This window comes from Cyanobium sp. Cruz-8D1, from assembly GCF_024345975.1.
Classification (GTDB): Bacteria; Cyanobacteriota; Cyanobacteriia; order PCC-6307; family Cyanobiaceae; genus Cyanobium.
In genome coordinates, this window is record NZ_JAGQCD010000015.1 from 22,393 (window position 1) to 46,197 (window position 23,805).

The 23,805-nt window shown below is 71.3% G+C and carries 24 protein-coding genes and 1 tRNA gene; 14 read left to right on the forward strand and 11 right to left on the reverse strand.

All coding sequences use genetic code 11. The features are described 5' to 3' along the window. Positions 1-19 precede the first annotated feature (19 nt). Positions 20-1,444 (reverse strand): sodium/glutamate symporter, encoded by a 1,425-nt coding sequence (locus KBZ33_RS10690; protein WP_254952968.1) that lies wholly within the window; start codon positions 1,442-1,444, stop codon positions 20-22. Then, positions 1,441-3,336, reverse strand: coding sequence for a prolyl oligopeptidase family serine peptidase (locus KBZ33_RS10695; protein ID WP_254952969.1), 1,896 nt, complete (start codon positions 3,334-3,336; stop codon positions 1,441-1,443). Before KBZ33_RS10695 ends, KBZ33_RS10690 begins: the two co-directional genes overlap by 4 nt. A gap of 53 nt (positions 3,337-3,389) precedes the next feature. On the opposite strand from KBZ33_RS10695, the gene def reads away from it, so the two are divergent. The 5 genes from def (at position 3,390) to KBZ33_RS10720 (ending at position 5,501) form a co-directional block, all read left to right on the forward strand. Further along, on the forward strand, positions 3,390-3,995 hold the full coding sequence (def, locus tag KBZ33_RS10700) for a peptide deformylase (RefSeq protein WP_254952970.1): 606 nt from the start codon (positions 3,390-3,392) through the stop codon (positions 3,993-3,995). 5 nt (positions 3,996-4,000) lie between these two features. After that, entirely contained in the window at positions 4,001-4,198 is a 198-nt protein-coding gene (locus KBZ33_RS10705) for a hypothetical protein (RefSeq protein ID WP_254952971.1), read from the forward strand. Between the two features lie 100 nt (positions 4,199-4,298). Then, positions 4,299-4,991, forward strand: coding sequence for a DUF3747 domain-containing protein (locus tag KBZ33_RS10710; RefSeq protein WP_254952972.1), 693 nt, complete (start codon positions 4,299-4,301; stop codon positions 4,989-4,991). Positions 4,992-5,049: 58 nt separating this feature from the next. Beyond that, positions 5,050-5,220, forward strand: a complete 171-nt coding sequence (gene rpsU / locus KBZ33_RS10715; protein ID WP_006172073.1) for a 30S ribosomal protein S21 — start codon at positions 5,050-5,052, stop codon at positions 5,218-5,220. A gap of 92 nt (positions 5,221-5,312) precedes the next feature. Continuing rightward, complete coding sequence (locus tag KBZ33_RS10720) at positions 5,313-5,501, forward strand: hypothetical protein (protein ID WP_254952973.1); 189 nt, start codon at positions 5,313-5,315, stop codon at positions 5,499-5,501. A gap of 38 nt (positions 5,502-5,539) precedes the next feature. On the opposite strand, the gene KBZ33_RS10725 is transcribed toward KBZ33_RS10720, so the two are convergent. After that, the gene (locus KBZ33_RS10725; RefSeq protein WP_254952974.1) at positions 5,540-7,081 is read right to left on the reverse strand and encodes a YifB family Mg chelatase-like AAA ATPase; all 1,542 of its coding nucleotides are present in this window, start codon (positions 7,079-7,081) and stop codon (positions 5,540-5,542) included. Between the two features lie 56 nt (positions 7,082-7,137). Between KBZ33_RS10725 and KBZ33_RS10730 the strand changes: the two genes are divergently transcribed. The 3 genes from KBZ33_RS10730 (at position 7,138) to KBZ33_RS10740 (ending at position 9,779) form a co-directional block, all read left to right on the forward strand. Next, positions 7,138-7,482: a histidine triad nucleotide-binding protein gene (locus KBZ33_RS10730; protein WP_254952975.1), complete on the forward strand. Its 345-nt coding sequence runs from the start codon at positions 7,138-7,140 to the stop codon at positions 7,480-7,482. A gap of 70 nt (positions 7,483-7,552) precedes the next feature. Beyond that, positions 7,553-9,574 (forward strand): ABC transporter ATP-binding protein/permease, encoded by a 2,022-nt coding sequence (locus KBZ33_RS10735; RefSeq protein WP_254952977.1) that lies wholly within the window; start codon positions 7,553-7,555, stop codon positions 9,572-9,574. 4 nt (positions 9,575-9,578) lie between these two features. After that, positions 9,579-9,779 (forward strand): chlorophyll a/b-binding protein, encoded by a 201-nt coding sequence (locus KBZ33_RS10740; RefSeq protein ID WP_254952978.1) that lies wholly within the window; start codon positions 9,579-9,581, stop codon positions 9,777-9,779. On the opposite strand, the gene KBZ33_RS10745 is transcribed toward KBZ33_RS10740, so the two are convergent. The 4 genes from KBZ33_RS10745 to psbX all read right to left on the reverse strand — a co-directional run bounded on the left by KBZ33_RS10745 (position 9,780) and on the right by psbX (position 12,021). Further along, positions 9,780-10,292: a hypothetical protein gene (locus KBZ33_RS10745; RefSeq protein ID WP_254952979.1), complete on the reverse strand. Its 513-nt coding sequence runs from the start codon at positions 10,290-10,292 to the stop codon at positions 9,780-9,782. Further along, positions 10,289-10,804, reverse strand: a complete 516-nt coding sequence (locus KBZ33_RS10750; RefSeq protein ID WP_254952980.1) for a Tol biopolymer transporter periplasmic protein — start codon at positions 10,802-10,804, stop codon at positions 10,289-10,291. The genes KBZ33_RS10745 and KBZ33_RS10750 overlap by 4 nt, the downstream gene beginning before the upstream one ends. A 61-nt stretch (positions 10,805-10,865) precedes the next feature. Then, positions 10,866-11,837 carry a Ycf66 family protein gene (locus KBZ33_RS10755; RefSeq protein ID WP_254952981.1) on the reverse strand — a complete coding sequence of 324 codons (972 nt, stop codon included), beginning with the start codon at positions 11,835-11,837 and terminating at the stop codon, positions 10,866-10,868. Between the two features lie 61 nt (positions 11,838-11,898). Then, positions 11,899-12,021: a photosystem II reaction center X protein gene (gene psbX, locus KBZ33_RS10760; RefSeq protein WP_216909263.1), complete on the reverse strand. Its 123-nt coding sequence runs from the start codon at positions 12,019-12,021 to the stop codon at positions 11,899-11,901. Between the two features lie 85 nt (positions 12,022-12,106). On the opposite strand from psbX, the gene KBZ33_RS10765 reads away from it, so the two are divergent. Next, positions 12,107-12,421: a YggT family protein gene (locus KBZ33_RS10765; protein ID WP_254952982.1), complete on the forward strand. Its 315-nt coding sequence runs from the start codon at positions 12,107-12,109 to the stop codon at positions 12,419-12,421. Positions 12,422-12,440: 19 nt separating this feature from the next. On the opposite strand, the gene accC is transcribed toward KBZ33_RS10765, so the two are convergent. Beyond that, positions 12,441-13,790 (reverse strand): acetyl-CoA carboxylase biotin carboxylase subunit, encoded by a 1,350-nt coding sequence (gene accC, locus KBZ33_RS10770; RefSeq protein WP_254952984.1) that lies wholly within the window; start codon positions 13,788-13,790, stop codon positions 12,441-12,443. Between the two features lie 161 nt (positions 13,791-13,951). Here accC and KBZ33_RS10775 point away from each other — a divergent pair. From KBZ33_RS10775 to msrB, 3 genes are all read left to right on the forward strand, one after another. Further along, positions 13,952-14,033: transfer RNA gene (locus tag KBZ33_RS10775), tRNA-Leu, on the forward strand. 90 nt (positions 14,034-14,123) lie between these two features. After that, positions 14,124-15,374, forward strand: coding sequence for a glycosyl transferase (locus tag KBZ33_RS10780; protein WP_396108352.1), 1,251 nt, complete (start codon positions 14,124-14,126; stop codon positions 15,372-15,374). A 39-nt stretch (positions 15,375-15,413) separates the two neighbouring features. Next, positions 15,414-15,824 carry a peptide-methionine (R)-S-oxide reductase MsrB gene (gene msrB, locus KBZ33_RS10785; protein WP_254952986.1) on the forward strand — a complete coding sequence of 137 codons (411 nt, stop codon included), beginning with the start codon at positions 15,414-15,416 and terminating at the stop codon, positions 15,822-15,824. A gap of 18 nt (positions 15,825-15,842) precedes the next feature. On the opposite strand, the gene KBZ33_RS10790 is transcribed toward msrB, so the two are convergent. Continuing rightward, entirely contained in the window at positions 15,843-16,997 is a 1,155-nt protein-coding gene (locus tag KBZ33_RS10790) for a PRC-barrel domain-containing protein (RefSeq protein ID WP_254952987.1), read from the reverse strand. 92 nt (positions 16,998-17,089) lie between these two features. Beyond that, positions 17,090-20,710: a chromosome segregation protein SMC gene (smc, locus tag KBZ33_RS10795; RefSeq protein ID WP_254953032.1), complete on the reverse strand. Its 3,621-nt coding sequence runs from the start codon at positions 20,708-20,710 to the stop codon at positions 17,090-17,092. 100 nt (positions 20,711-20,810) lie between these two features. On the opposite strand from smc, the gene KBZ33_RS10800 reads away from it, so the two are divergent. Next, positions 20,811-21,287 carry a glycine zipper domain-containing protein gene (locus tag KBZ33_RS10800; RefSeq protein ID WP_254952989.1) on the forward strand — a complete coding sequence of 159 codons (477 nt, stop codon included), beginning with the start codon at positions 20,811-20,813 and terminating at the stop codon, positions 21,285-21,287. Then, positions 21,284-21,649, forward strand: coding sequence for a phage holin family protein (locus tag KBZ33_RS10805; RefSeq protein ID WP_254952990.1), 366 nt, complete (start codon positions 21,284-21,286; stop codon positions 21,647-21,649). Before KBZ33_RS10800 ends, KBZ33_RS10805 begins: the two co-directional genes overlap by 4 nt. A 12-nt stretch (positions 21,650-21,661) precedes the next feature. On the opposite strand, the gene KBZ33_RS10810 is transcribed toward KBZ33_RS10805, so the two are convergent. Beyond that, positions 21,662-23,650, reverse strand: coding sequence for a S8 family serine peptidase (locus KBZ33_RS10810; RefSeq protein WP_254952991.1), 1,989 nt, complete (start codon positions 23,648-23,650; stop codon positions 21,662-21,664). Between the last annotated feature and the right edge of the window lie 155 nt (positions 23,651-23,805).

Sequence of the window (23,805 nt, forward strand, 5' to 3'; positions counted from 1 at the left end):
GATGGCAGCACCTCGATGTTCAGGTTGCTCCCTTCGCCCGCGCCGCCAGCCATAGCCCCAGCCCGCTCCACAGCACCACCAGGCCCAGGCAGAGGCCGGTCCAGGCCGGCAGGCCCCAGCCATCCACCACCAGGGGGGCCACCACGGTGATCACCCCCCCGGCCAGCAGGGGCTGGAGCAGCAGCTGCTTGATGGAGAATGCCGTCACCGCCTGGCTGCGGTCGCCCGGGTCGGCCATGCGCAGCAGCAGCAGGCCGCTGGCCGCCACCCCCGTGGCCTGGCCGAACTCGATGATCGCCCGCTCGAACCAGTCGGCCGGCAGGATCCGCGGGGCCAGGAGCAGGATCACCCCCAGGTTCCACAGCAGACCCGCCAGCGCCAGCACCGTCAGGGGGATCCAGTCGTGGGCCAGCAGGCTCAGGTCCAGGCAGGCGGTGGCGGCGGTGATCAGCAGATCGGCCGAGATGGTGCCGGTCTGGCCCTGGATGGCGGTCGAGACCCACTGGGTCTGGCCGCTCTTCTCCAGGATCAGGCGCACCAGCAGCGAGCCCACCAGGGCCAGGGGGAACACGGGCAAGGCGTCGATCACCAGGGCGAACACTCCGCCGCTGGCGTCGGCGACGAAGCGCAGCGCCGCCAGTGCCCCGCAGCCGAACAGCACCGCCACCCCCGCCAAGGCCAGGTTCACGGCCCAGTCGGCGAGCTGCCGCCACAGGGCCGGCACCTCCACGGTGCCTACCTCCAGGGGCAGGTCCAGCGGCACCTCCTGCAGGGGCGGGGTCTGCTCCTCCAGGATCGCCACCGCCTCCTCGATCAGCAGGGCCTCGGGGAACTTCAGCCAGCTCCGAGCCCGCCCCAGCACCACCAGCAGTCCGCCCACCACCGTCGACACCAGCAGCCCCACGGTGGCCATCGCCAGCCCCAGGGCCTGGGCCCCCTCCAGCCCCAGCCGCTCGTAGGTGGGCCCCATGGCCGCGGCTGAGCCGTGGCCGCCCTCGAAGGCCACCTCGATCAGGCAGGCCATCACCGGACTCACCCCCAGCCAGGGCTGCAGCACCAACAGCACCGCCAGTCCCCCCACCAGGAACTGGCCGAAGGCCAGGGTGAGCGCCAGCAGCACCTGGGCCGAGAGGGGACGCCACAGGCCCCCCAGCTTCGGCAGCGGCTTGCCCAGCAGCAGGGTGGCGAACACCAGGGTCAGCAGCGGCAGGGGCAGCTGGTCCCAGAGGTCGATCACCCGCTGGGGCAGCAGGGGCACCAGCCCGGCCGGGGCCACCACCAGCCCCAGACCACCGGCCAGCAGGGCCTCCGGCAGTCCCCAGCGCTTCATGCCCAGCAGGCCGCCGACGCTGGTGCCGATCAGCAACAGCACGGTCAGGGCGGCCAGGGCCAGGGCCAGCCATTCGACGCCTTCCACCACCCCCGGCACCCGCGCGGCGATCACAGGCGGAACTGGCGGCGGAAGAAGGCTTCGGTGGCTTCGAGCACCGCGGTGCGCACGCCGCTGTCGCGGAAGCCGTGGCCCTCGGCTTCAAACAAGTGCAGTTCCGTTTCCAGTCCGCCTCGGCGCAGGGCTTCCACCATCTGCTCACTTTGACGCGCCGGCACCACCCGGTCGTCCAGCCCATGGAAGAAGATCACCGGCACCGTGATTCGCCCCGCGTGCCGCAGCGGTGAACGGGCTTCGTAGAGGGCCCGGGCCCCGGGCCAGGGGCCGATCAGGGTTTCGGTGTAACTGGCCTCGAAGCGGTGATCCACTCCGAGCAGGGCCTCGGGATCGGCCACGGGGTAGCGGCAGGCGCCGGCTTGGAACACGTCGGTGAAGCACAGGGCCGCCAGCACGGTGAAACCGCCGGCGCTGCCGCCCTCGAAGGCCACCCGGTCCGGGTCGGCCTTGCCCGCCGCCACCAGGGCCCGGGCGGCGCCGGCGCAGTCGGCCACATCCACCACGCCCCACTGGCCGTCGAGGCGCTGCCGGTAGGCCCGCCCGAAGCCGGTGGAGCCGCCGTAGTTCACATCCACGACGCCCCAGCCGCGGCTGGTCCAGAACTGGATGGCCAGGTTGAGCCCCGTGCCGGCCATGGCGGTGGGGCCGCTGTGGCCCTTGACCAGCAGGGGGGCCTCGGCGCGGCTGCCCCCCCGGGGCGGGTAGTACCAGGCGTGGGTGGCCGCCCCGCCATGGCCGTCGAACCAGAGCGGCTCCGGCCGGCTGATCGCCTCGGCCGCCAGGGGCGCCGGGGCGGCCGGGGTGTGCTGCCAGCGGCCGCTGGCCGTGTCCAGCTCCAGCAGCCCCTGGCCGATCCCCGGCGCCCCGGCCACCGCCACCAGCCGGCCCGCTTCCGCCGTCAGGGCGGCCAGCTCATCGAAGGGCAGGGGGATCGGCTCAACGCTGCCGCCTTCGGCCCCCAGCCGGCCCAGCTGCCAGCGTCCCTGGCGGCAGATCGCCACCAGCAGCTGCGTGCCGTCCCAGGCCAGGGTGCGCAGGCCGTAGACCCACTGCGGGGTGGCGAATTCCGCCTCCAGGGGACACAGCGGCTGCCATGGCGGCGGGGTGTTTGTCCCCAGGGCAGCCACGTCCGCCAGCCGCTCCAGATTCCACCAGCCGCTGCGGTCGTTGGCCACCACCAGGGAACCGTCATCGAGCCAGAGCGGCTGGAACACCGAGATCCCCTGGAGATCCCCCGGCCCAGAGCCGGCGATGGGGCGGGCCTGCTGCAGCTGCCCCGCCGCGTCGATGGCGGCGAGCCAGAGCTGGCTGCGCTCCCAGGGCATGAAGGGCTGCTGCCAGGCCACCCAGGCCAGGTGGCCGCCGCCTGGGGCCAGCACGGCGTAGCCGCAGAAGTCCGCCGGCTGGTGCAGCAGCTCCGGTTCGCCCCCCGCCAGGGGCACGGCCACCAGCCGGTCGAGGCCGTCCTGCTCCATGACGCCGATCCAGCGCTGGCGCGGCCGGTCGATCAGGCCATCGGCGAAGGCTCGCGGCCGCTCCGGGTCGGGCGGGGCGGTGAGCCGCCGGGGTTCCCCGCCGCTGGCCAGGTCGAGCTGCCAGAGGCAGCGGTCGCCGTCATCGACGAACACCAGCTGGTCGCCTGCCACCGCATAGGCGCCGCCCCCGTACTCATGCACGCGGGTGCGCAGGTTCCAGGGCCCTGGGGTCAGGTCCACGGCCGCTTCGCCGGCCCCGCCTCGCCCCATCAAGGTGATGCGCCCCCGCTCACTGGGGCGCTGCTCCAGCCAGAAAAGGCGCCCCTCGTTCAGCCGCGGCTCGGCGACGCTGGTGGCCCTGCCCACCGCCACCTCGGCGGGCAGGGGGTCCGCTTCCTGCCACGACGCCCCCACCCGAGCCCTCCGCAGGCTGCTTCTAGAATCGACCCATCGTTTCAGGTGACGTCTTGGCCCGCAGCTTCGCCCAGATGGCACGCTCCGCCGAGCAGGGTGGTCATTCCGTGTTGGTGCCGAAGGAGCCGGTGGAACGGCCCCCCCTTGAGATCCACAAGCTGGGGTCGAAGGAGCTGCGGGCCGCGGCCCGGCGCATCAGCAAGGTGGATGCCTCCATCCGCGACCTGGCCCGCGACATGCTTCGCAGCATGTACACCGCCAAGGGAATCGGCCTGGCGGCCCCCCAGGTGGGCGTGCATCGTCAGTTGCTGGTGATCGATCTGGATCTGGAAGAGGCCGCCACCCCGCCGCTGGTGCTGATCAACCCCGAGATCACCGCCGCCGGCGCCTCCTTCAACACCTACGAGGAAGGCTGTCTCAGCATCCCCGGTGTCTATCTCGATGTGGTGCGTCCGTCGGTGGTGGAGGTGACCTACCGCGACGAGACGGGGCGCCCCCGCCGCCTCAAGGCCGATGGCCTGCTGGCCCGCTGCATTCAGCACGAGCTGGACCATCTCAACGGCGTGCTGTTCGTCGATCGGGTCACCGACGAGCTCAGCCTCAACGACGGCCTGCAGCAGCAGGGCTTCCACCGCTCCGACGTCCAGTCGATCCGCTGATCCCCATGCCGATGAAACCCCTGGCCGGCGTCTTCCTGGGCCTGGCCTGCCTGCTTGGCATCGCGGCCACCGGATCGATCTTCGAGCTCTCCTACGGCGACCCTGACCTCGGTGTCCAGGCCACCCGCTGGATCCTGGCCGGCAGCCTGCCGGGCACGGTGCTGGCGTTGCTGGTGGCGATCCGCATCAACAAGCCCGCCTGATCCGGTGCTGCCTGCCTGGCCGGCCCGACAACCGGCCGGCTGATTGGGACATCTGGGCTGGTTTCCGGCGGTTGCCGTTCATACGATTCAGGCCGCTTCGATGACTGCCGTGACCCTTCCCCTGCTCCGCCGCGCAGGCCTGGCGGCGCTGACGCTGCTGGCGACCAGCCTGGCCATCGCCTCGCCTGTCCCGGTCCGCGCCGCCGCCCTGTTCGCCGCCGCCGAGGTGGACCAGCAGAAATTTCTGCTGGTGGCCGCCCCCATCGGCAGCAAGGGCGAGAAGGCCCAGCTGAACATCTACGAGCAGCTCAAGCCCGTCCGGCCCTGCTTTGAGGTGGGGGAGGGCACGCCGGCTCCGGTGAACCCCCTGCTGGCCACCTTCGACTTCACCGGCATCTGCAACCGGTACATCGATGCCAACGGCTATTCGGTGCGGGTGGGGGGGCAGGATCTGGCCACCTCCTACCGGCTGATGGTGACCCGCAGCGGCGGCGACATGCTGCTGCTGGCCTTCCCCACCAAGGCCGGAGCCGGCCCGGAGATGGTGGTGGCCCGCACCCGGGGCAGCGCCCCGGGCTTCCTCAAGTTCCAGCTGGAGCCTGGTTGGCGGCTGATGCGGCGCCAGTTCGGCGGCCGCAACCTTGGCCATCTCTATGTCTATGCCGACAGCTGGCCGGGGACGGCGGCGACCGCCGCCCAGCCCCAGACGACCACGGTGGAGCCCTCCCAGCCCCAGCCCGCCCAGCAGCCCCTGGCCCCGCCGGCGCTCCTCCTCCCGGCCAACAAGCTCTGAGGGAGGGGCGAACCCCGCTTGCTAGGGTGCAACGCTGCGCACGTCTCAGCAGTACTTCATGACCCAGGTCACCGTCGGCGAAAATGAAGGCATTGAATCGGCCCTGCGCCGCTTCAAGCGCCAGGTGTCCAAGGCGGGCATCTTTGCCGATCTGAAGCGGCTGCGCCACCACGAAACCCCCACCGAGAAGTACAAGCGCAAGGCCCAGCAGCGCCGCCGTCGCCGCTGAGCCCCCCGGGGGCTTCGCCTTTTCGGGTGCTTCTACCTGTTGCCTGGCCCCCCGTCCTTGATCAGGCTGGGGGAGTCATTGCTTCAGGTTCCATGGGCCATCCGGTCGCCTCAACGGCAGACCAGCCAAGGTCTGCCTCCATTCTTCAAAGAATCAGCCGCTGGCTGGCGGAGACCATCAATCACGCCTGGGGCAACCCGGCCGAAGAAGCCCAGCACCGGCCCCCGGCGATCGGTGTGCAGCCCTACAGCGGCGAGACCGTCCGCGGCCGCCGCCGCTGACTCCAGCCTCCCCAGCCCGCTCCAAGCCGCACACCGTCTCAGTCGACCCGGTCAAAGGAGCGGTAAGTGAGGGCCTCGGCGATGGCGGCGTTCGACACCCGGGTCTCGCCGGCCAGATCGGCAATCGTGCGGGCCACCCGCAGCACCCGCTCCGCCCCCCTGGCGGACAGGCGCCGCTGGCCGATGGCCCGTTCCCACAGGGCCAGCGCCTCCGGCATCGGGTTCACGATCGCGGCCAGGGCCGGACCCTCCAGTTGGCCATTGGCCGCCCCTGCCGGATTGCGCTGGCCCATCCGCCGCCGGGCCGCCGCCACCCGCTCGGCCACCACGGCGCTCGATTCGCCGGCAGCGGGGCGTTCCTTTGTTCCCTCCCGATAGGCCCCGCCCAGGTCGCGGGCCTCGGGGCGCCGCATCACCACCTGCAGGTCGATCCGGTCCAGCAGCGGTCCTGAGAGCCGTCCCCAGTGGCGCCGCCGCTGGGCTTCGCCGCAGCGGCAGCTCTGGCTGGGATCGCCATACCAGCCGCAGGGGCAGGGATTGGTGGCGGCCACCAGGAGCACCCGGCAAGGGAAGCGACAGCGCTGCTGGGCCCGACTGATCCACAGTTCCCCCTCCTCCAGGGGCTGGCGCAACTGGTCGAGCACCTCACGGCGGAACTCCGCCAGCTCATCGAGGAACAGCACGCCGTGGTGGGCCAGGCTCAGTTCCCCAGGCCTGGGCAGGGCCCCGCCACCCACCAATGCGGCGGCGGAGCAGCCGTGGTGGGGGCTGCGGAAGGGGCGCTGCCGCCGCAGGCCGGCCCCCTCCCCCAGAAGCCCGGCCAGGGAATGGAGCTGGGTGACCTCCAGGGCCTCCTGGTGAGCCAGGGGCGGCAGCAGAGGCGGCAGCCGCCGGGCCAGCATCGTCTTGCCGCTGCCGGGCGCCCCCACCAGCAGCAGGTGGTGGCCCCCGGCAGCGGCGATCTCCAGGGCCCGCCGGCCATGGGCCTGGCCGCGCACCTCAGCCAGGTCGGGGCCGGCGGCCGGCGGTGGGGGCGGGGCCGCGGCGACGGGTGCCGCCCGGACTTGCCCCGGATCCCGCAGCAGGGTCACCACCTCCACCAGATGCTCGGCCCCCCAGACGCTGAGCCCCTCCACCAGGGCGGCTTCCGTGGCATTGGCCGCCGGCACCACCAGGGCCCGGGCCCCGTGCCGCCGCGCCGCCAGGGCCAGGGCCAGCACTCCCCGGATCGGCCGCAGCCGGCCGTCGAGGCCCAGCTCCCCGGCGCTCCAGATCCCCTCCACTTCGGCGCCGGCCAGCTGCTGGCTGGCCACCAGCAGCCCCAGGGCGATGGGCAGATCGAAGCCGGGGCCGGCCTTGGGCAGGTCGGCGGGGGCCAGGTTGACCACCACCCGGGTCAGGGGCACCCGCAGGCCGCCGTTGCGCAGCGCCCCCCGCACCCGCTCCCGCGACTCCTGGGCCGCCGCATCCGCCAGACCCACCACCCGCAGCCCCGGCAGCCCCGGGGCGATGTCCACCTCCACCGTCACCGGCAGGGCCTCCAGGCCCCGCAGGGCCCCGCTGCTGCACCGTGCCAACATCCCCTTGGAGCTCACTGCCTGTTCAGTTCCACCTCCCGACCACTCCCCGGCGTCCCATGGCCAGCAGCGACACCATCTTCGGCCGCATCCTGCGCGGCGAGATCCCCTGCCAGGAGGTGTACGCCGACGACCTCTGCCTGGCCTTCCGGGATGTGACTCCCCAGGCGCCGGTGCACGTGCTGGTGATTCCCCGCGAGCCGATCGCCCAGCTGGGCGAGGCCACGGACGCGCACCAGGCCCTGCTGGGCCACCTGCTGCTGGTGGCCGCCAAGGTGGCCCGGCTGGAGGGGCTCGACAGCTGGCGCACCGTGATCAACAGCGGCGCCGACGCCGGCCAGACCGTGTTCCACCTGCACCTGCACGTGATCGGCGGCCGTCCGCTGGCCTGGCCGCCGGGCTGATCACCGGCTGCACACCGCGGCCCCGGCCGGGTCGGGCCGGCGGGGAGAATGGCGCGATCCGCCCGCTGCCATGACCCCCCTGAAGGCCCTTCGCGAGCAGCTGGGCAAGCTGCAGCGCCTGGCCCAGCCCTACTTCCTGCCCCTCGACGAGGGCGGCGGTGGCAGCGGCCAGTTCCTGCTCCTGGTGGTGGCCCTGCTGGCGGTGGTGGTGGGCTTCACCCTGCTGCTGCTCACCGGGGTGGTGGCCGCGGCCGGTGCCTGGATCCCCGAGCTGCGCAGCCGCTTCCTGCCCGGGGTGCCCGAGCAGGTGGCCGCGGTCTGGAGCGGACCGATCGGCCTTGTGGTCATGGTGCTGTTCGCCGCCGGCCTGGGCGCCTTCATCAGCCTGAGGGCCAAGCTGCGCCAGGGGCGCTGGCTGCCCTGGTTGCTGCTCGGCATCATCGCCCTGCTGATCCTGGTGATCAACGGCATCAACGTGGGCATCAGCTTCATCGCCCGGAACATCGAGAACGCCCTGGTCGCCTACAAGGCGGAGGAGTTCTGGAAGATCGTCGCGATCTATGCCTTCTGCCTGGTGCTGGCCCTGCCGATCCGAGCCATTCAGAGCTACCTGATTCCCAAGCTGGGTCTGCTGTGGCGGGAGTGGCTCAGCGGCCGCATGTTGGGCCGCTACCTCACCAACCGGGCCTACTACGTTCTCAATCCCAACGATGAAAGCGTTGAGGAGATCGACAACCCGGACCAACGGATCTCCCAGGACGCGGCCAGCTTCACGGCCACCAGTCTGAGCGTGACGGTGGAGATCATCTCCGCCCTGCTGACCTTCTTCAGCTTCATCATCGTTCTCTGGAGCATCAACCAAACCCTGGCCCTGTGGCTGCTGGGCTATTCGGTGGTGGGCACGGCCCTGATCGTGTTCGCCAGCCGCAAGCTGGTGAATCTGAACTACCAGCAGCTCAAGCTGGAGGCCGATTTCCGCTACGGCCTGGTTCACATCCGCGACAATGCCGAATCGATTGCCTTTTATCGGGGCGAGCGCCAGGAGCAGAAGGAAGGGGAACGCCGCCTTGACGGCGTGATCGTCAACTACAATCGGCTGATCATCTGGGAGGCGCTGATCAGCGTCATCCAGCGCTCCTACGACTATTTCTCCCGCTTCCTGCCCTGGTTGGTGATCGCGCCGATCTACTTCGCCAAGGAGGTCGATTTCGGTGTCTTCGGCCAGGCCAGCATCGCCTTCTCCCAGGTGTTGTTCTCGGTCAGCTACATCGTCAACAACATCGACCGGCTGGCCGCCTTCTCCGCCTCCATCAGCCGCCTCGAGGGCTTCCAGGGCAAGGTGGAGTCGATCAGCGCCGAGATGGCCGAGTTCGTGGCCGCCGAGCAGGCCACAGCTGTGGGCGCCATGGGCGCCGGTGCCTGTGCCGTGCGCCCGGAATCGATCCTGGTCAGCCATGTGGATCTGGTGCCGCCCCGCACCAGCCGTCTGCTGGTGAGCGACCTCAGCCTGGAGGTGACCGCCAGCCAGCGGCTGCTGGTGGTAGGGCCCTCGGGCTGCGGCAAGACCTCCTTCCTGCGCCTGGTGAGTGGCCTCTGGCCGCCCGCTGCCGGCAGCGTGCAGCGGCCGCCGGTGGGCGAGTTGATGTTCATTCCCCAGAAGCCCTACATGCTGCTGGGCAGCCTGCGGGAGCAGCTCTGCTACCCCCAGCCCCCCGATCGCTTCAGCGACGAGCAGCTGCGCCATGTGCTCGAGGAGGTGCGCCTGCCCGAACTGGTGCACCGCTACCCCGACCTGGACATCAAGCAGGACTGGCCCCGGCTGCTCTCCCTCGGCGAGCAGCAGCGCCTGGCCTTCGCCCGGCTGCTGCTCAACTCGCCCCGGTTCGTGGTGCTCGACGAGGCCACCAGCGCCCTTGACATCACCACCGAGAAGGCCCTCTACGAACTGCTGGTGCAGCGGGAGATGGCCTTCGTGAGCGTGGGCCACCGGCCTACCCTCACCGCTTACCACGACACGGTGCTGGAGCTCGATGGCAACGCCGGCTGGCGCCTGCTTCCGGCGGCCGGCTATACCTTTGGCCGCGAGGACTGATCCGATGAGCGACCCTTCCGCCACCCCATCCGGCGACACCCCGCCCGCCACCAGCGCCACCACCTCGGAGGTGCCGGCCTTCGGCTGGAGCGGCTACGCCGAGCGGGTCAACGGCCGTTTCGCCATGCTCGGCTTCGTCGCCGTGCTGCTGGTCGAGGCCCTCAGCCACGACACCTTCCTGCACTGGGCGGGCCTGGTGCCCTGATCAGGGCAGCGCGATCAGATCCACCTGCCACTGGCCCTGGCGGCTCACCTCCACCGCCAGTTCGCGGCCATCGCCCCGCAGGGACACCCGGCGCGGCACGCCAGGGGGCTGCAGCGGCACCGGCTGCAGGGCCATCAGGTTGCGGCGGTAAAGCACCAGCTCGGTGCGGCCCTCCAGCTGGCGCACCAGGGCCAGCCGCTCACCGCGGCCATCCACCGCCACGCTCAGGGGCTGGGCATCGGGCCGCTCCAGCCCCGGCAGGGGCACCGGTTGCTGGCGCTGCAGATCCACCAGCTGCACCCGGTCGCGGCCGCCCTGGCTGACGATCAGGGCCAGCCAGTCGCCGGAGAGGGCGGGGGCCCGGGCGGGGCCGGCGGCCTCAAGGCGTTGATTGAGGCCCACCAGGGGCTGGGGCAGGGGCGCCAGGCAGCCCGCCAGCAGCAGCGGCAGGCCGCCCGCCACCGCGACGGCCACTGTCGCCGCCCGAACCAGGCTGCCGGAGCGCCGCGTCATGGGGTGGCGGCCGGCGCCCCCCGCACCGGCAGGCCGGCGGGCAGGTCGGGCTCCAGCAGGGCGGTGAGGTCGTACAGCTGCACCCGGGAGCGGCCGTCGCCCTCGCTGGCGATGGCGAGGCGCCGGCCATCGGCGGCCAGGCTGAGGCTTTCGGCCACCAGGCCGCCGGGCAGGGGCAGGCGGTGCAGGCGCCCCGTGGCCCGGTCCTCGATCAGCACCCGGCGTTCCGGTCCCTGCTGCACCAGCAGGGCCAGATAGCGGCCGTTCCAGCTCAGGGAGGGGGAGCGGTGCGGCTGCAGCCGGCCGAAATGGCGCAGGGGCAGCACCGTACCGGAGGGCTGTTCCTGCAGCAGCACCGTGTCGCGGCCGTCGCGGCGCACCACGCTGGCCAGCACCCGGCCGTTGCCGCTGAGGGCCGGATCCTGGCGGTCGGCGCCGCCCCAGCCCACCGGACCGGCGCTGCGGCGCCCCCAGCTCCAGCTGCCGCAACCCGAAACCAGCAGGGCCAGCATCCCGAACACAAGCCAAGAGAGGCCTGGGCTTGATCGTCGACGGTGCTGGGTGATCAGCGGATCAGTCGTCGAAGCGGGAGCTGTTGTCCCGGCTGGACGCGGGCGGGCCGGCGGGGGGCTCGTTCGCCGCTGGCCGGGGGCGGCCACTGGCCAGCGGCGAGAAGTCGGCATCACTGACGTCGTCGGCAGCAGCGCCGCGGGCGGTGCTGGAGCGGATCGGTGTGCCCATGGGCGTTCCCTGGGGTGCGCCCAGGCCAGGGTCACGGGACGAGGGGCCGGCAGGACCCGGCGGTGTGGAACCACGGCGGCCGGTACGGGGACCGCTGTCGGCAGCGGCCACCGGACGGGAGCCGCGGCGGGGTTCGGGGGCACTGTCCCGATCCCGGCGGCGGGCGCCGAAATCGCTGGGTTGGCTGCGGGCAGGGCCACCGGCGCTGTAGCGGCCGGCGGTCCGATCGGGGCGCTCGTCGATGGGATCCCGTTCCGGGCGGCTGGAGGGGCGCTCAGCGCGGGGGGTGTCCCAGGTGTCGGGCGCCTCCCGGCGGCTGGCGGCGCGCTCGGGGATCGCGGCTCTACTGGGCCGGCGCGGCCGGTAGAAGTCCTCCTCGGGTTCGTCGCGGGAGGGGATACGACGGCGCAGGGGTTCCGGCTCATCAAAGCGGTCCGGTTCGTCGTCATAGCTGCGGCCGCCGCCGAGGCCACCGCGCGGCCGGAACGGGGCGGCGGGTTCCTCGTCGTCGAAGTAGGAGGAACGCCGTGCCTGTTCGGTGGTCACCCCACGCAGGCGGACACTCTCATAGGCGAAGAAAACCGTGGTGCCCGCCAGCAGGAACTGGCCGAACTGCAGGATCGGGTCAAGGCGCCAGCCTTGAAAGAAGAGGATGCCGCCGCAGAGCAGGCCGATGGCGGCGAAGAAAACGTCGTAGTCCCGGGCCAGGGCCGGTTTGAAGCTCCTCATGAAGTAGAGGAAGGCTCCGCCGACCGCCAGGACGATGCCGACGATGCTGGCCCAGTTGAGGCTGGCGTTGACCACGGCTGTTGACCCGGGCGATGGCCACCACTCTAAGGACCGTAGCCGCGCTGTCAGCGGAAGCTCAGAGCCGCCGGTCGAGCTGGTCGTTCTGGCTGATCAGCACCAGGGCGATGGCGATGGGGATCACCACGATGACCGCGCCCCAGCCAAGGCTGCTGAGGAAGTTGGCGAGGGAAGGGGTCATGGCAGGCGTTCGCTCTGGACAGCTGGGCGGATCCTAGGCAGTGGCGGTGAGTTCCTACGATCAGTCCATCCATGCTTAGAGCTTTGTGACGGCCCTGGCGCCCCTACCCCTGCTGCACCTGGCCCTGGGGCTGGCCCTGGCGGGCTGGACCCTGTTGTTCCTGTTCCGGATCGTCCTCACCTGGTACCCGAGGGTCGACCTCAGCCAAGGGGTGATGCGCCTGGTGGGGGCACCCACCGAGCCCCTGCTGAGCCTCACCCGTCGCCTGATCCAGCCCATTGGTGGGGTGGATGTGACGCCGGTGGTGTGGGTTGGGCTGATCAGCCTGCTGCGGGAACTGCTGGTGGGTCAGCAGGGTCTGCTGACCCTGGCCCTGCTGCGCAGCCAGGCCATCGGCTGAACCGGCAGCCCTGGGGGCTTCAGCGGTTCAGCATTTCCTCTTCAACAAACTTGGTCCAGACCTCGCCGCGCTGGAACTCCTGGCGATCCAGCAGGGCCAGGTGAAACTCGATCGTGGTGGGAATGCCCGTGACGGCACATTCCGACAGGGCCCGGCGCATGCGCCGGATGGCATGGTCGCGGTCGACCCCCCAGACGATCAGCTTGCCGATCAGGGAGTCGTAAAAGGGCGGAATCTCATAGCCCGTGTAGACGTGGCTGTCGATGCGCACCCCCGGCCCACCGGGGGGGAGCCAGCCAGTGATCTTGCCTGGGGCCGGCCGGAAGTTGTGGCTGGGATCCTCGGCGTTGATGCGGCACTCGATGGCATGGCCATGGACGTGAATCTGGTCCTGGCGCACGGAGATCGGTTCGCCGCCGGCGATGCGCAGTTGCTCGGCGATCAGATCGATGCCCGTCACCATCTCAGTGACGGGATGCTCCACCTGGATGCGGGTGTTCATCTCCATGAAGTAGAAGGCGCCGCTCTTGTCCACCAGGAACTCCACCGTGCCGGCGCCCTCGTAGTCGATGCTGCGTGCCGCCGCCACCGCCGCTTCGCCCATGCGGCGTCGCAGCTCCGGATCCAGCCCCGGGCTGGGTGCCTCCTCCAGGAGCTTCTGGTGGCGGCGCTGGATCGAGCAGTCCCTTTCGCCCAGGTGCACCACGTTGCCGTGGCGGTCGGCCAGCACCTGCACCTCCACGTGCCGCGGCCGGTCGATGAATTTCTCCATGTAGAGGCCCGGGTTTCCGAAGGCGGCCTCCGCTTCCCCCTGGGCGGCCCGGAACAGGCTTTCCAGCTGATCGGCGGCCGTCACCAGCCGCATGCCCCGACCGCCACCGCCAGCGGTGGCCTTGATCATCACGGGATAGCCCATGGCCTCGGCGAGGTCGGCCGCTTCGGCGGGATCCTGCAGCAGTCCCTCGCTGCCGGGGATCGTGGGCACACCCACCTGTTGCATGGTGATCTTGGCCGTGGACTTGTCGCCCATGGCCAGGATCGCGGCCGGCGAGGGCCCCACGAAGATCAGGCCATGATCAAGGCACTTCTCGGCGAAATCGGCGTTCTCGGCCAGAAAGCCGTAACCGGGATGGATGGCATCGGCGCCGCGGGAGGTGGCGGCCGCCAGGATGTTGGGAACGTTGAGGTAGCTGCGGCTGCTGGGGGCTTCCCCCACGCAGACGGCCTCATCGGCCAGCTGCACATGCAGGGCGTTTTTATCGACGGTGCTGTAAACGGCCACCGTGGCGATGCCGAGCTCCCGGCAGCTGCGCAGGATGCGGAGGGCGATTTCGCCTCGGTTGGCGATCAGCAGTTTGCCGATGGGCATCCGTGCAGGTCCAGGCGGTGTGGGCTGGCGAGGGTGCGGCCATGCCGGGGCGGACTGTATCAGTGCTCACCGGCGTGGCTTGGCGCTGACGGCCTTCGGGGGTGGGGAAGCCCATGGGTATATTGCTCGTTCGGTGAGGGGCTTCGGCCCGCGCCAGCCACGCGGATGTGGTGGAATTGGTAGACACGCACGTTTGAGGGGCGTGTGGCTTCGGCCTTGCGAGTTCAAGTCTCGCCATCCGCATTTTTCTTTTCCCGCTCCCGTCCCCCGGAACCTGCGGCTCTTTTGATCCAGCCGTCGCCGGTCTCCGCTCCAGCCGCAGGCAGCGCGATCGTGCTGGTCAGCAACGGCCCGGGCGAACTGAGCACCTGGGTGCGGCCGCTGGCGGAGCAGCTCCATGGTCTGGAGCCCCTGCGGCCCCGCGACCCCGCCGCCAGCTGCAGCCTGCGGCTGGTGCTGGTCCCCTGCCCCAACGCCACCGGAACCGAGCATCGGGTGGCCGAGGCCTGGGGCCTGTTCGATCGGGTGCTGCCGGCCACCCGCTTCTGGTGGCTGCTGCTGCGGCCCCGCCGCCACGGCCCCTGGCCCGAGCGGGGGGTGGTGGTCTTCCTCGGTGGTGACCAGTTCTGGACCGTGTTGCTTTCGGCCCGGCTGGGCTACCGCCACCTCACCTATGCCGAGTGGGTGGCCCGCTGGCCCCGCTGGAACGACCGCATCGCCGTGATGGGACCCGCCGCCGCCGGCCGCCTGGCGCCCCGCTGGCGGGCGCGGGCCACGGTGGTGGGGGACCTGATGGCGGACCTTTCGGCCCTGGCGCGCCAGGACGATCCCCTGCCCGCCGGTGACTGGGTCGCCCTGCTGCCCGGCTCAAAGCGGGCCAAGTTGCTGGTGGGGGTGCCGTTCCTGCTCGAGACCGCCGACCGGCTGGCGGCCCTGCGGCCCGGCTGCCGCTTCCTGCTGCCGGTGGCTCCCACCACGTCGGTGCGGGAACTGCTGGCCTACGGCGGGCCGTCCAATCCGCTGAACCGACGCCAGGGGGCCGGCGAGCCCCATCGCCAGGGCGATGAGCTGGTCACGGCGGCCGGCACCCGCATCCTGCTGCTGGTGCAGCATCCCGCCCACGCCGCCCTGAGCCAGTGCGCCCTGGCGCTCACCACGGTGGGGGCCAACACCGCCGAGCTGGGGGCCCTGGCGGTGCCGATGATCGTGTTGGTGCCCACCCAGCACCTCGCGGTGATGCAGGCCTGGGATGGCTGGCTGGGGCTGGTGGCCCGGTTGCCGCTGCTGCGGCGTCTGGTGGGGGTGGCCCTCACCGCCTGGCGCATGCGTCACCGGGGCTTTCTGGCCTGGCCCAACATCTCCGCCGGCCGTGCCGTGGTGCCGGAGCGGGTCGGGCCGATCGAACCGGCCCAGATCGCCGCCGAGGCGGCCGACTGGCTGGAGCATCCCGAACGGCTCGCGGCCATGGCCGACGACCTGCGCACTCTGCGAGGGGCGCCGGGTGCCGTGGCGGCGGTGGCGGCCATGGTGCGGGGCCTGCTGCCGCCGCCGGAGCCGGCTGGGCGGACGGTTCGATCTGGATAGGATTTCTCCAGCCATCGCCCCTCCGCGGGGCCTGCCTCCATGCCGACGAGCGATTCCAGCCCCCTCCAGAGCCTCGACACGGCCGACTGGCGGGCCCAGCTGACCCCCGAGCAGTACCGGGTGGCCCGCGAGGGGGGCACCGAACGGGCCTTCAGCGGTGCCTACTGGAACAACAAGGCCACGGGGATGTACCACTGCGTCTGCTGCGGCAGCGAGCTGTTCAGTTCCGCCACCAAGTTCGATTCCGGCACTGGCTGGCCCAGCTTCTGGGCGGGCGTGGGCGCTGGGGCGATCACCACCCACACCGACTCCACCCACGGCATGGAGCGCACCGAGATCCGCTGCGCGCGCTGTGACGCCCACCTCGGCCATGTCTTCAACGACGGACCGGCCCCCAGCGGCCAGCGTTACTGCGTCAATTCGGCGTCGCTGCGCTTTGCGGAGGGCTGAGGCCGCCCTCCGGCGGCTTCACCAGGGATCGTCGAGGATTTCCGGCTCCACATCCACCGGCTCCTTCGGCCGGGGGGCCGGTGCCTGGGGACGCTCCGCCCGCAGCGGCTCCCGTCCGCGCGGGGGCTCTTCGAAGTCCGGCGCAGGGATAGGGGTGGGGGCGGCGTCGGGCTCCGGCTCGAAACCGCGCTCCTCCCGACCGCGCTCCTGGTCGTAGCGCTCGCCTTCGTAGCGATCTGCCTCGTAACGGTTGTCGTACCGGGCAGGATTGCGCTCACCCTCGCGGCCGTAGGTGTCGGAGGCGTACGACTCGCGGCCGTAGGGGTCGGCCGGTGCCGAGCGGGGCTCGGGGCGCTGGCGCGGTTCGGGCAGGTCGTCGTCGAGGTAGCGGCGCTGGCGCAGGGGCTCCCGTTCGCGCCGCTCCTCCAGTTCGACGTATTCCAGCTCCTCGGCGGGTTGGAAGCTGCGGCTGGTGGCCGGCTGGATGCGGCGTTGCTCCTGGACGGTGGGCTGGCCTGCGGGCAGCTGGTTCTCGGCGGGCACGGCACCGGAGCGGAAGCGATCCCGCTCCTCCTGCTCCCAGCTGGCGCCACCGATGCCGAGCTTCTCCAGCAGGCCGGTGCCGAGTTGTTTGAGCTTCTCTTCGGCTCCCTCGTAGACGATGATCCGGTCCGGGCCGCTGCTGACCACCTCCCCCACCGGCATCTCCCAGGTGCTGAGCACCCCTTCCCCCAGCAGGGGAACGCCGAGGGCCCCGATCACCAGGGTGGTGAGCTCACCGGTTTCGATGTCGAAGCTGAAGCCCAGCACGCGGCCGAGCTGTTCGCCCGATTCCGTGATCACCTGGCAGTTGATGACCTTGCTGTAACGCTCGGGATTGAAGCCCTCGGCCAGGGAATCGACGGAATCCACCAGGATCACGTCCCCCACCTGGCGGATGCGGTCCAGCGGCATCCAGCGGGGCAGGCCCGGCAGGAAACGGGTCAGGGGGTTGTCGCGCAGGCCCAGGGCCACCACCTCGCGCCGGTCGATGTCGACCACCACCTCACCGACGACGCCCAGCCGCCGGCCGGTGTCCCGGGTGATCACCTGGGTGCCCATCAGTTCGGAGCGCAACCAGAGGCGGTCGCTGCTGGCGGCGGGCTCGGTGGAGGGGGGAATCGGGGAGGTCAAATCCGGAGATCGGGGCTGGACGGCAGGGGGGACGGGAGCGACTTCACGGCCTGGAACAGCCTGGTCGGCCCATTGTGGCCCACGCGGTCGGCTCAGGCCGCCGGCGGCAAACCGACCACCTGGGTGTGGGAGCCGCGGGCCTGGGTGACGCCGATGGTGCGTGTGGCCGCGGCGATCATCGGCCGGCGGTGACTGACCACCATGAACTGGGCCTGGTCGGCCTGGGCGGCGATCAGGGCGGCCAGGCGCTCCACGTTCACCCCATCGAGGAAGCTGTCGACCTCATCGAGGGCATAGAAGGGCGAGGGGCGGAAGCGCTGCAGGGCAAACAGGAAGCTCAGGGCGGTCAGGGATTTCTCACCTCCCGACATCGAGGCCAGCCGCCGCACCGCCTTGCCCTTCGGGTGGGCCACCAGCGTCAGGCCGCCCTCAAGGGGCTGGTCGGGGTTCTCCAGCTGCAGGTGTCCCTCGCCATCGGAGAGGCCGGCGAAGATCGTCTGGAAATGGCCATCCACGGCTTTGAAGGCCTCCATGAAGGCCTCCTGGCGCAGGGTGGCCACCGTTTCGATCCGCAGCAGCAGTTCCTCCCGCTCCTTGCTGAGCACCTCCAGGCGGTCGTCCAGGTCGGCCAGCCGCTGCTCCAGCTGCTCGAGCTCCTCAAGGGCGAGCATGTTGACCGGCTCGAGGGCCTCCATGCGCTGCTGCAGCTGGCGCAGGCTCTGCTGCAGCGCCTCCAGGCCGCCCTCGCGGATGTCCTGGGGCAGCTCGGGCCGGGGCTCGGGTAACTCCCGTTCCATCTGGGCCAGCCGCAGGCCGTGGCTGCGCTGCTCCTCGGCCAGGGCCAGCCGCTCCTCCTGGCGCCGCTGCAGCTCCCACTGACGCTGCTGCAGGGCCTGGCGCTGGCCGGCCAGGTGGGCTTCGGCCCCGTCACGGGCCCGTCGCCGTTCGCCGAAGCGGGTCTGCAGCTCGCTCTGCTGTTGCTCCAGCAGAGTGCGGCGCTCCTGCTCGGTCTGCTGCCGTTCCTTCCAGAGCTGGCGTTCGCCCACCAGGGCCTGCACCGCCTCCACCAGCCGCCGTTCCTCCCCGGCGAGGGCCTCCAGCTGGCTGCCCAGCCGTTCCGCCCCCAGGGCCCGCTCCCGCCGGCCTGCCTCCAGGCCATCCCGCTGGCGGCGGGCCTCCACCAGGGCCTGGTCGGCCCGCTCCAGCTCGCTCTGCAGCCCCTGCCAGCGGGCGCTGTCGTGGTTGCCGCTGGCGACGCGCTCGGCCTCCTCCAGTTCCGCCAGGGCCTGGCGCAGGGGGGGCAGGGTCTGCTCAAGGAGCTGCATCCGGCGGCCATCGGCCTGATGGGCCCCCTGCAGTTGCTGCAACCGGCTGCTCACCTGGTCGCGGCGCTGCTGCCGCGGCGCCAGGGTGCGCTCGGCGGCGCTGCGTTCGGCCTGCAGGGCGGCCTGGCGCTGCTGCAGCTCCAGCAGGACCGGCCGGGCCTCCTCCAGGCCCCGGCCCAGCTCGGCTTCGCGGCGACGGCAGGCCAGCAGGCTCTCCCCCAGCTCCAGCAGCCGCTGCCGCAGCGGCTCAGCCTCATCGCCCTCGCTGCTGCGGCCGAAGCCCAGCTGGCCGGAGCGCTGCTGCAGGCTGCCGCCGGTCATGGCGCCGCTCTTTTCGAGCAGTTCGCCCTCCAGCGTCACGGCGCGGCAGCGGCCCAGTTCGCGGCGGGCGTCGGAGAGGCTGGCGAACACCAGGGTGTCGCCGAAGACGTAGCGGAAGACATCGGCGTAGACGGGCTCGTGGCGGATCAGCTCCACCGCCCGCCCCACCAGCCCGCCGGCCCCGGCCGCAGCGCCCGGGTGGCCCCGTTGCAGGGCGGCCCCCCCCGAGCCACCGCTGCCGCCCCCACTGCCGCCCCGGATGCGGTTGAGGGGCAGGAAGGTCAGGCGTCCGGCGCGGCGGCTCTTGAGCAGCTCGATCGCCCGGGCGGCGATGCGGTCGTCCTCCACCACCACCTGGGCCAGCCGCCCGCCCGCCGCCACCTCCAGGGCCACCCGCAGCCGCTCCTCCACCTCGCCCAGCTGGGCCACCGAGCCGTGGATCCCCTCCAGCCCCGCCTCCAGCAGCAGGCGCAGGGCGCCGGTGCCGCGGCTCTCCTGCAGGGTTTCGCGGCGGCTGTCGAGGCGGGCGATCTCCCGCTCCAGGCTGGTCTGCTCCTGCTCCAGCCGCGCTCGGGTGCGCTGTTGCAGCGCCAGGGCTTCGGCCAGCTCCTGGGCCTGCCGTTGACGATCGTCCAGGCCGGCCAGCAAGGCGCGCTCCTGCTCCACCAGGGCCGCGACTGAGGCGGCGCCCTCCGCCTGGGCCGCGTCCTCCTGCTGCTCCTCGCCGCCGAGTTCCTGCAGCCGATCGCCGGCCTGCCGCAGCCGTTCCTCCAGCTGCTGGCGTTCGGCCAGCAGGGGGGCGAGCTGCTCCTGCAGCTCCTGGCGCCGGCGGCTGCGGCCCTGCTGCTCCTCCAGCCAGCTGCCGGAGCGCCCGGCCACCTCCCCGAGCCGCCGGCGGGACAGTTCCACCGCCGCCTCGGCCTCGCGGCAGAGGGCCTCGGCGCGGGCGATGGCGCCGTCGTCGGCCTGGCCGTCGAGGGCCTGGCGCTGCTGGCGCAACGCGGCCTGGTTGTGCTGCAGCTCCTGGCGACGGCGCTGCAGTTCCTCGGCCTGGTGGCCGTGGCGTTCCGCCTGGCGGGCCAGCTCGCGGCCGCTGGTCTCCAGGCCGGCCAGTTCGGCCTGCACCGCCAGCAGCTGGTCTTCGCCCAGGGTCTTCACTTCCGCCTGCAGCCGCTCGAGGGCGGCGGCCGCGGTGACCACCTCGGCTTCGGCGGCGACGATCGCTTCGCGCTCCTGCTCCTGCTGGCGGTCGATGTTGTCCAGGCGGCCGGCCAGGGCCAGGCCGTGGACGCGGGCCTGCTCCCAGGCCAGCACCTGCTCCTGCAGGCGTCCGTGGTGCAGCCGTTCGCGCAGCTCCTGGTAGGTGCGGGCCTTGGCGCAGTCGCGTTCAAGCTTCTGGCGCGTCGCCAGCAGTTCCTGCTCAACGATGCGGCAGCGCTCCTGCCGTTCGACCACCTCGTCGAGCTTGCCCCGGCTCTGCTCGATGCGGGAGTCGAACAGGGCCACGCCGGCCAGCTCGTCGATGATGCCGCGCCGGTCGCGGGCGCTCATCGACACGATGCGGGTCACATCGCCCTGCATGACGACGTTGCTGCCCTCGGGGTCGACCCGCAGCCGCCGCAGCTGGGTCTGCAGTTGCTGCAGGTTGCAGGGCACCCCATCGGCGCTGAAGCTGCTGCTGTAGGTGCCGCCGGGGGCCACCCGCAGCCGCCGGGTGACGCTCCACTCCGTCTGGCCCCGCTGCAGCCAGGGGCCCTGTTCGGGAACGTCCAGCCCCTCCTCGGCGCTGTCCGGCTGCCAGTCACCGAGGTCGAAGCGCACGGTGACGCTGGTTTCGGCCGCCTTCCCCTCCCGCAGCATGGCGCTGTTGATCAGATCGGGAAGCCGCTCGGCCCGCATGCCCCGGCTGGTGGCCAGGCCCAGGCAGAACAGCACCGCATCGAGGATGTTGCTCTTGCCGGAGCCGTTCGGGCCCGTGACCACGGTGAAGCCTTCCTGCAGCGGGATGGTCATCGACCCGCCGAAGGACTTGAAGTGGGTGAGCTCGACCTGATTGATGTGAACCAACAGGCCCGCGCGCTGCGCCATCGGAATTTAACTGAGGTGCTGACGATCACAAGCCCTTCTTCCTACGGTGATGCCGTGCAGCTGTCGCACGGAGCGCCCCATGGACACGGACACCACCCATCCCGCACCGGAAGCGGCCCCGGCGCCGGCACCGGAACCCGCCGCTTCCGGTGCCGCCCAGCAGGCGCAGAACCAGTTCCGGGACCGCTTCGAGAGCCTGTTGCCCAGTATCCAGAAGGAATGGCCCGAGGTGGCCCGCCACACCCTGGAGGCCACCCGGGGCAGCTTTGACCATGTGGTGGAGGTGATCAGCCGCCAGAGCGGCGTCACCACCGCCGGTGTCAAGCAGCAACTGCTCGATCTGGTCAACGTCACCGGCGAGCAGGCAGGCCACGTGGTGGATGCGCTGCGGCCGCTCGAGGAGCAGCTGGAGCACCTGCTCGATGACCTCAACAGCACCCTGCGGCCCCGGATCGAGAAGCCGGTGCGGGACCGGCCCCTGATGGCCCTCGGCATCGCCGCCGGCGTGGGGCTGGTGGTGGGGCTGCTGCTGTCGTCGGGTCGGCGTTCGGCATGAACGGCCAGAACTTCGCCCGTGTCACGGCGCTGATCAGCTCGGTGATGGACCTGCATGTGCGCATCGCCCTGCAGGAGGCTGACAAGGAAAAGCGACGCCTGGTGGGCGGCGGGGTGATGCTCGGCATGGGCCTCACCCTGATGACCCTGGCGCTGGTGGCGGCGGAGCTGGTGCTGTTGCTGTGGATCCAGGGGGCCTTCGCTTTGAGCTGGCTGCAGGCCGCGGCGGCCGTGGCCGCCATCGACCTGGTGCTGGCCGGCCTCAGCCTGCGCATCGGCGGCCAGATGCTCAAGGGCCCCTACCTGCCGGAAACCACCGCCGGGTTGCTCCGCACCACCCGGGCGCTGACGGGCAAGTTCTGAGGTCCTCCAGGTTCAGAAGCTCAGCTCCAGCCGCAGGCTGCGCAGGGTGCCCCGATCGGCCCTGGCCGTGTCGGACACCTCCAGGGTCCAGGTGCCGCTGGGATCGGTGCCCTTCAAAGCGGCCAGGGCGGGGGCGTTTACTGCGTCGTAGGTGACCTTGAGGTTGTCGGTGCCGCCGCCGGCCCGGTTGTGCAGCAGCACAGGCGCGGCCCCCAGGGCGGCGGGCGGCAGCAGCCGCACCACCAGATCGCCGATGAAGGTGTGGTCGAGATCCACCGCCACCTTGATCGACTGCAGTGGGCCCGGGGCTGCCACCGGCAGGGTCAGGGTGGCGGTCTGGAAGTCGTTGATGGGCACGTCCTGCACCGCCTGGAACACCAGGGCCGCCGCCGGCTGGGGCGGGCGGGCCAGCTCCACCGCCTTGCGGGCGCTGACCCGCCCGTAGCCGTAGAAGGGGCTGCGCCCGCTGGCGTCGTAGTTGCCGCCGGCGCTGTCGATTCGCACGCAGGCCTGCCGCAGGATCTCCCGCACCTGATCCCAGCGCAGGTCAGGATTTCGCGCGACCACCAGGGCCGCCACCCCGGCCACACCGGGGCAGGCGCTGGAGGTGCCGCCAAAGGAATTGGTGTAGTGGCCCGCAGGGTCGCCTTTCTGGGGGCTGCCCTGGTTGTAGCCCAGCCCGCCGGAGCGGTCGGTGGTCCAGATGCCGGGGGTGAGGGAGGGCCGGCCGTCGCTGCTGGGAAAGCTGCACCACACGGCCTTGCCGAAGTCGCTGTAGGCGCTGCGTTTGGAGAGGTCGTTGCAGGCCGCCACTGCGATCACCCGGGCGTAGCTGGCATAGCCGTCGTTATCGACACTTTCGTTGCCGTTGCCTGCCGCGAACAGCACCACACAGCCCTTGCCGCTGCGGCCCTGGGTGGTGGCGAAGTCGATCGCCAGCCGGGTGGAATCGGGCAGCGGCACCACCTGGCGGTGGGCGGGGTCGTTCGGGTCCCACCAGGCCCCGTCCGGCGGACCCCAGCTGCAGGAGATCACATCGGCGCCGTTGCGGGCCGCCCAGACGAAGGCGTCCGCTTCCGCCTGGGAGCCCAGGCCGGAGGCCAGCCGGATGGGGATCAGCCGGGCGCCGGGGGCGACGCCTGTGGCGCCGAACTGGCCGTTGGCGCAGGCCACCCCCGCACAGGCCGTGCCGTGATCGTCACCGCGGCCGGGCCGGGGATCGCCGCTCTGGCGGGTCACATCCCGCGGGGCGACGACCTTGCCGGAGGAGCGGAATTCCTCATGGTCGATGTCGACGCCGTCATCCACCACGGCGATGATCGCCCCGGTGCCGTCGCTGAGGGCCCAGGCTGCCTCCACCTCGGCGTGGGCATCGACGAGCCGGCCGTTGACGGAAGTGGTCTTGAGATGCCACTCGCCCGCGAAAGCCTGGCGGCGCTGCCGGCTCAGGCTCACCAGTTCCGGGTGGCAGAGCGCCACGTTCTTTTCGCCCAGCAGGGTGTCGGCGATAGCGAACACCGTGAGCCCACTGTTGTCGGGAGCCGCCACGAAATAGGCGTTGCGCGCATAGGTGAGGGACCGCTTGACGCTGAGGCCGTGGCGTTGCAGGAGTGCCTCACAGGCCTCGGCCTCCGCGTCATCCTCGAACTTGACGAACAGATTCTCCGTGTAGACCACGGGCCGGCCGTTGGCATCCACCAGAACACGGCCGGCAAAGTCAATCGCCGCTTCCGCCTTGAGCAGGCTGCGGGCCGTGTCGCGCAGGGAACCATCGGCCTGGGGGGTTCTGGTGCTCAACAGCTCCACCCCGGCCTCGCGGAAGCGGCTGAGGGTTTCGAACTTGTCGAGAATCCGGTGGGTCTCGGCGCTGACGGGCGACACCTCGAACGGCCGCGCCGGCATCACCGCCTGGCGACTCAGGGTGCGGACGACGAGGTGATTGTCGCTGATGGCCAGTTGATGAGACTCACCATTCCTGCCACCGTATCGAACCTGAACCATGGGAAACTCTCCTGGGGGCTATCAGCTGGAATGCCGGTTGGAGGTCGATCGCAGGGTGGCGATGGCGGCCATTCTCCATCGATTCGCTCGTGAGATTCACGCCGGCTTGAAGGGTCTTGATCTGACGTAACGAGCCCAGGAAAACTTCATGCTTC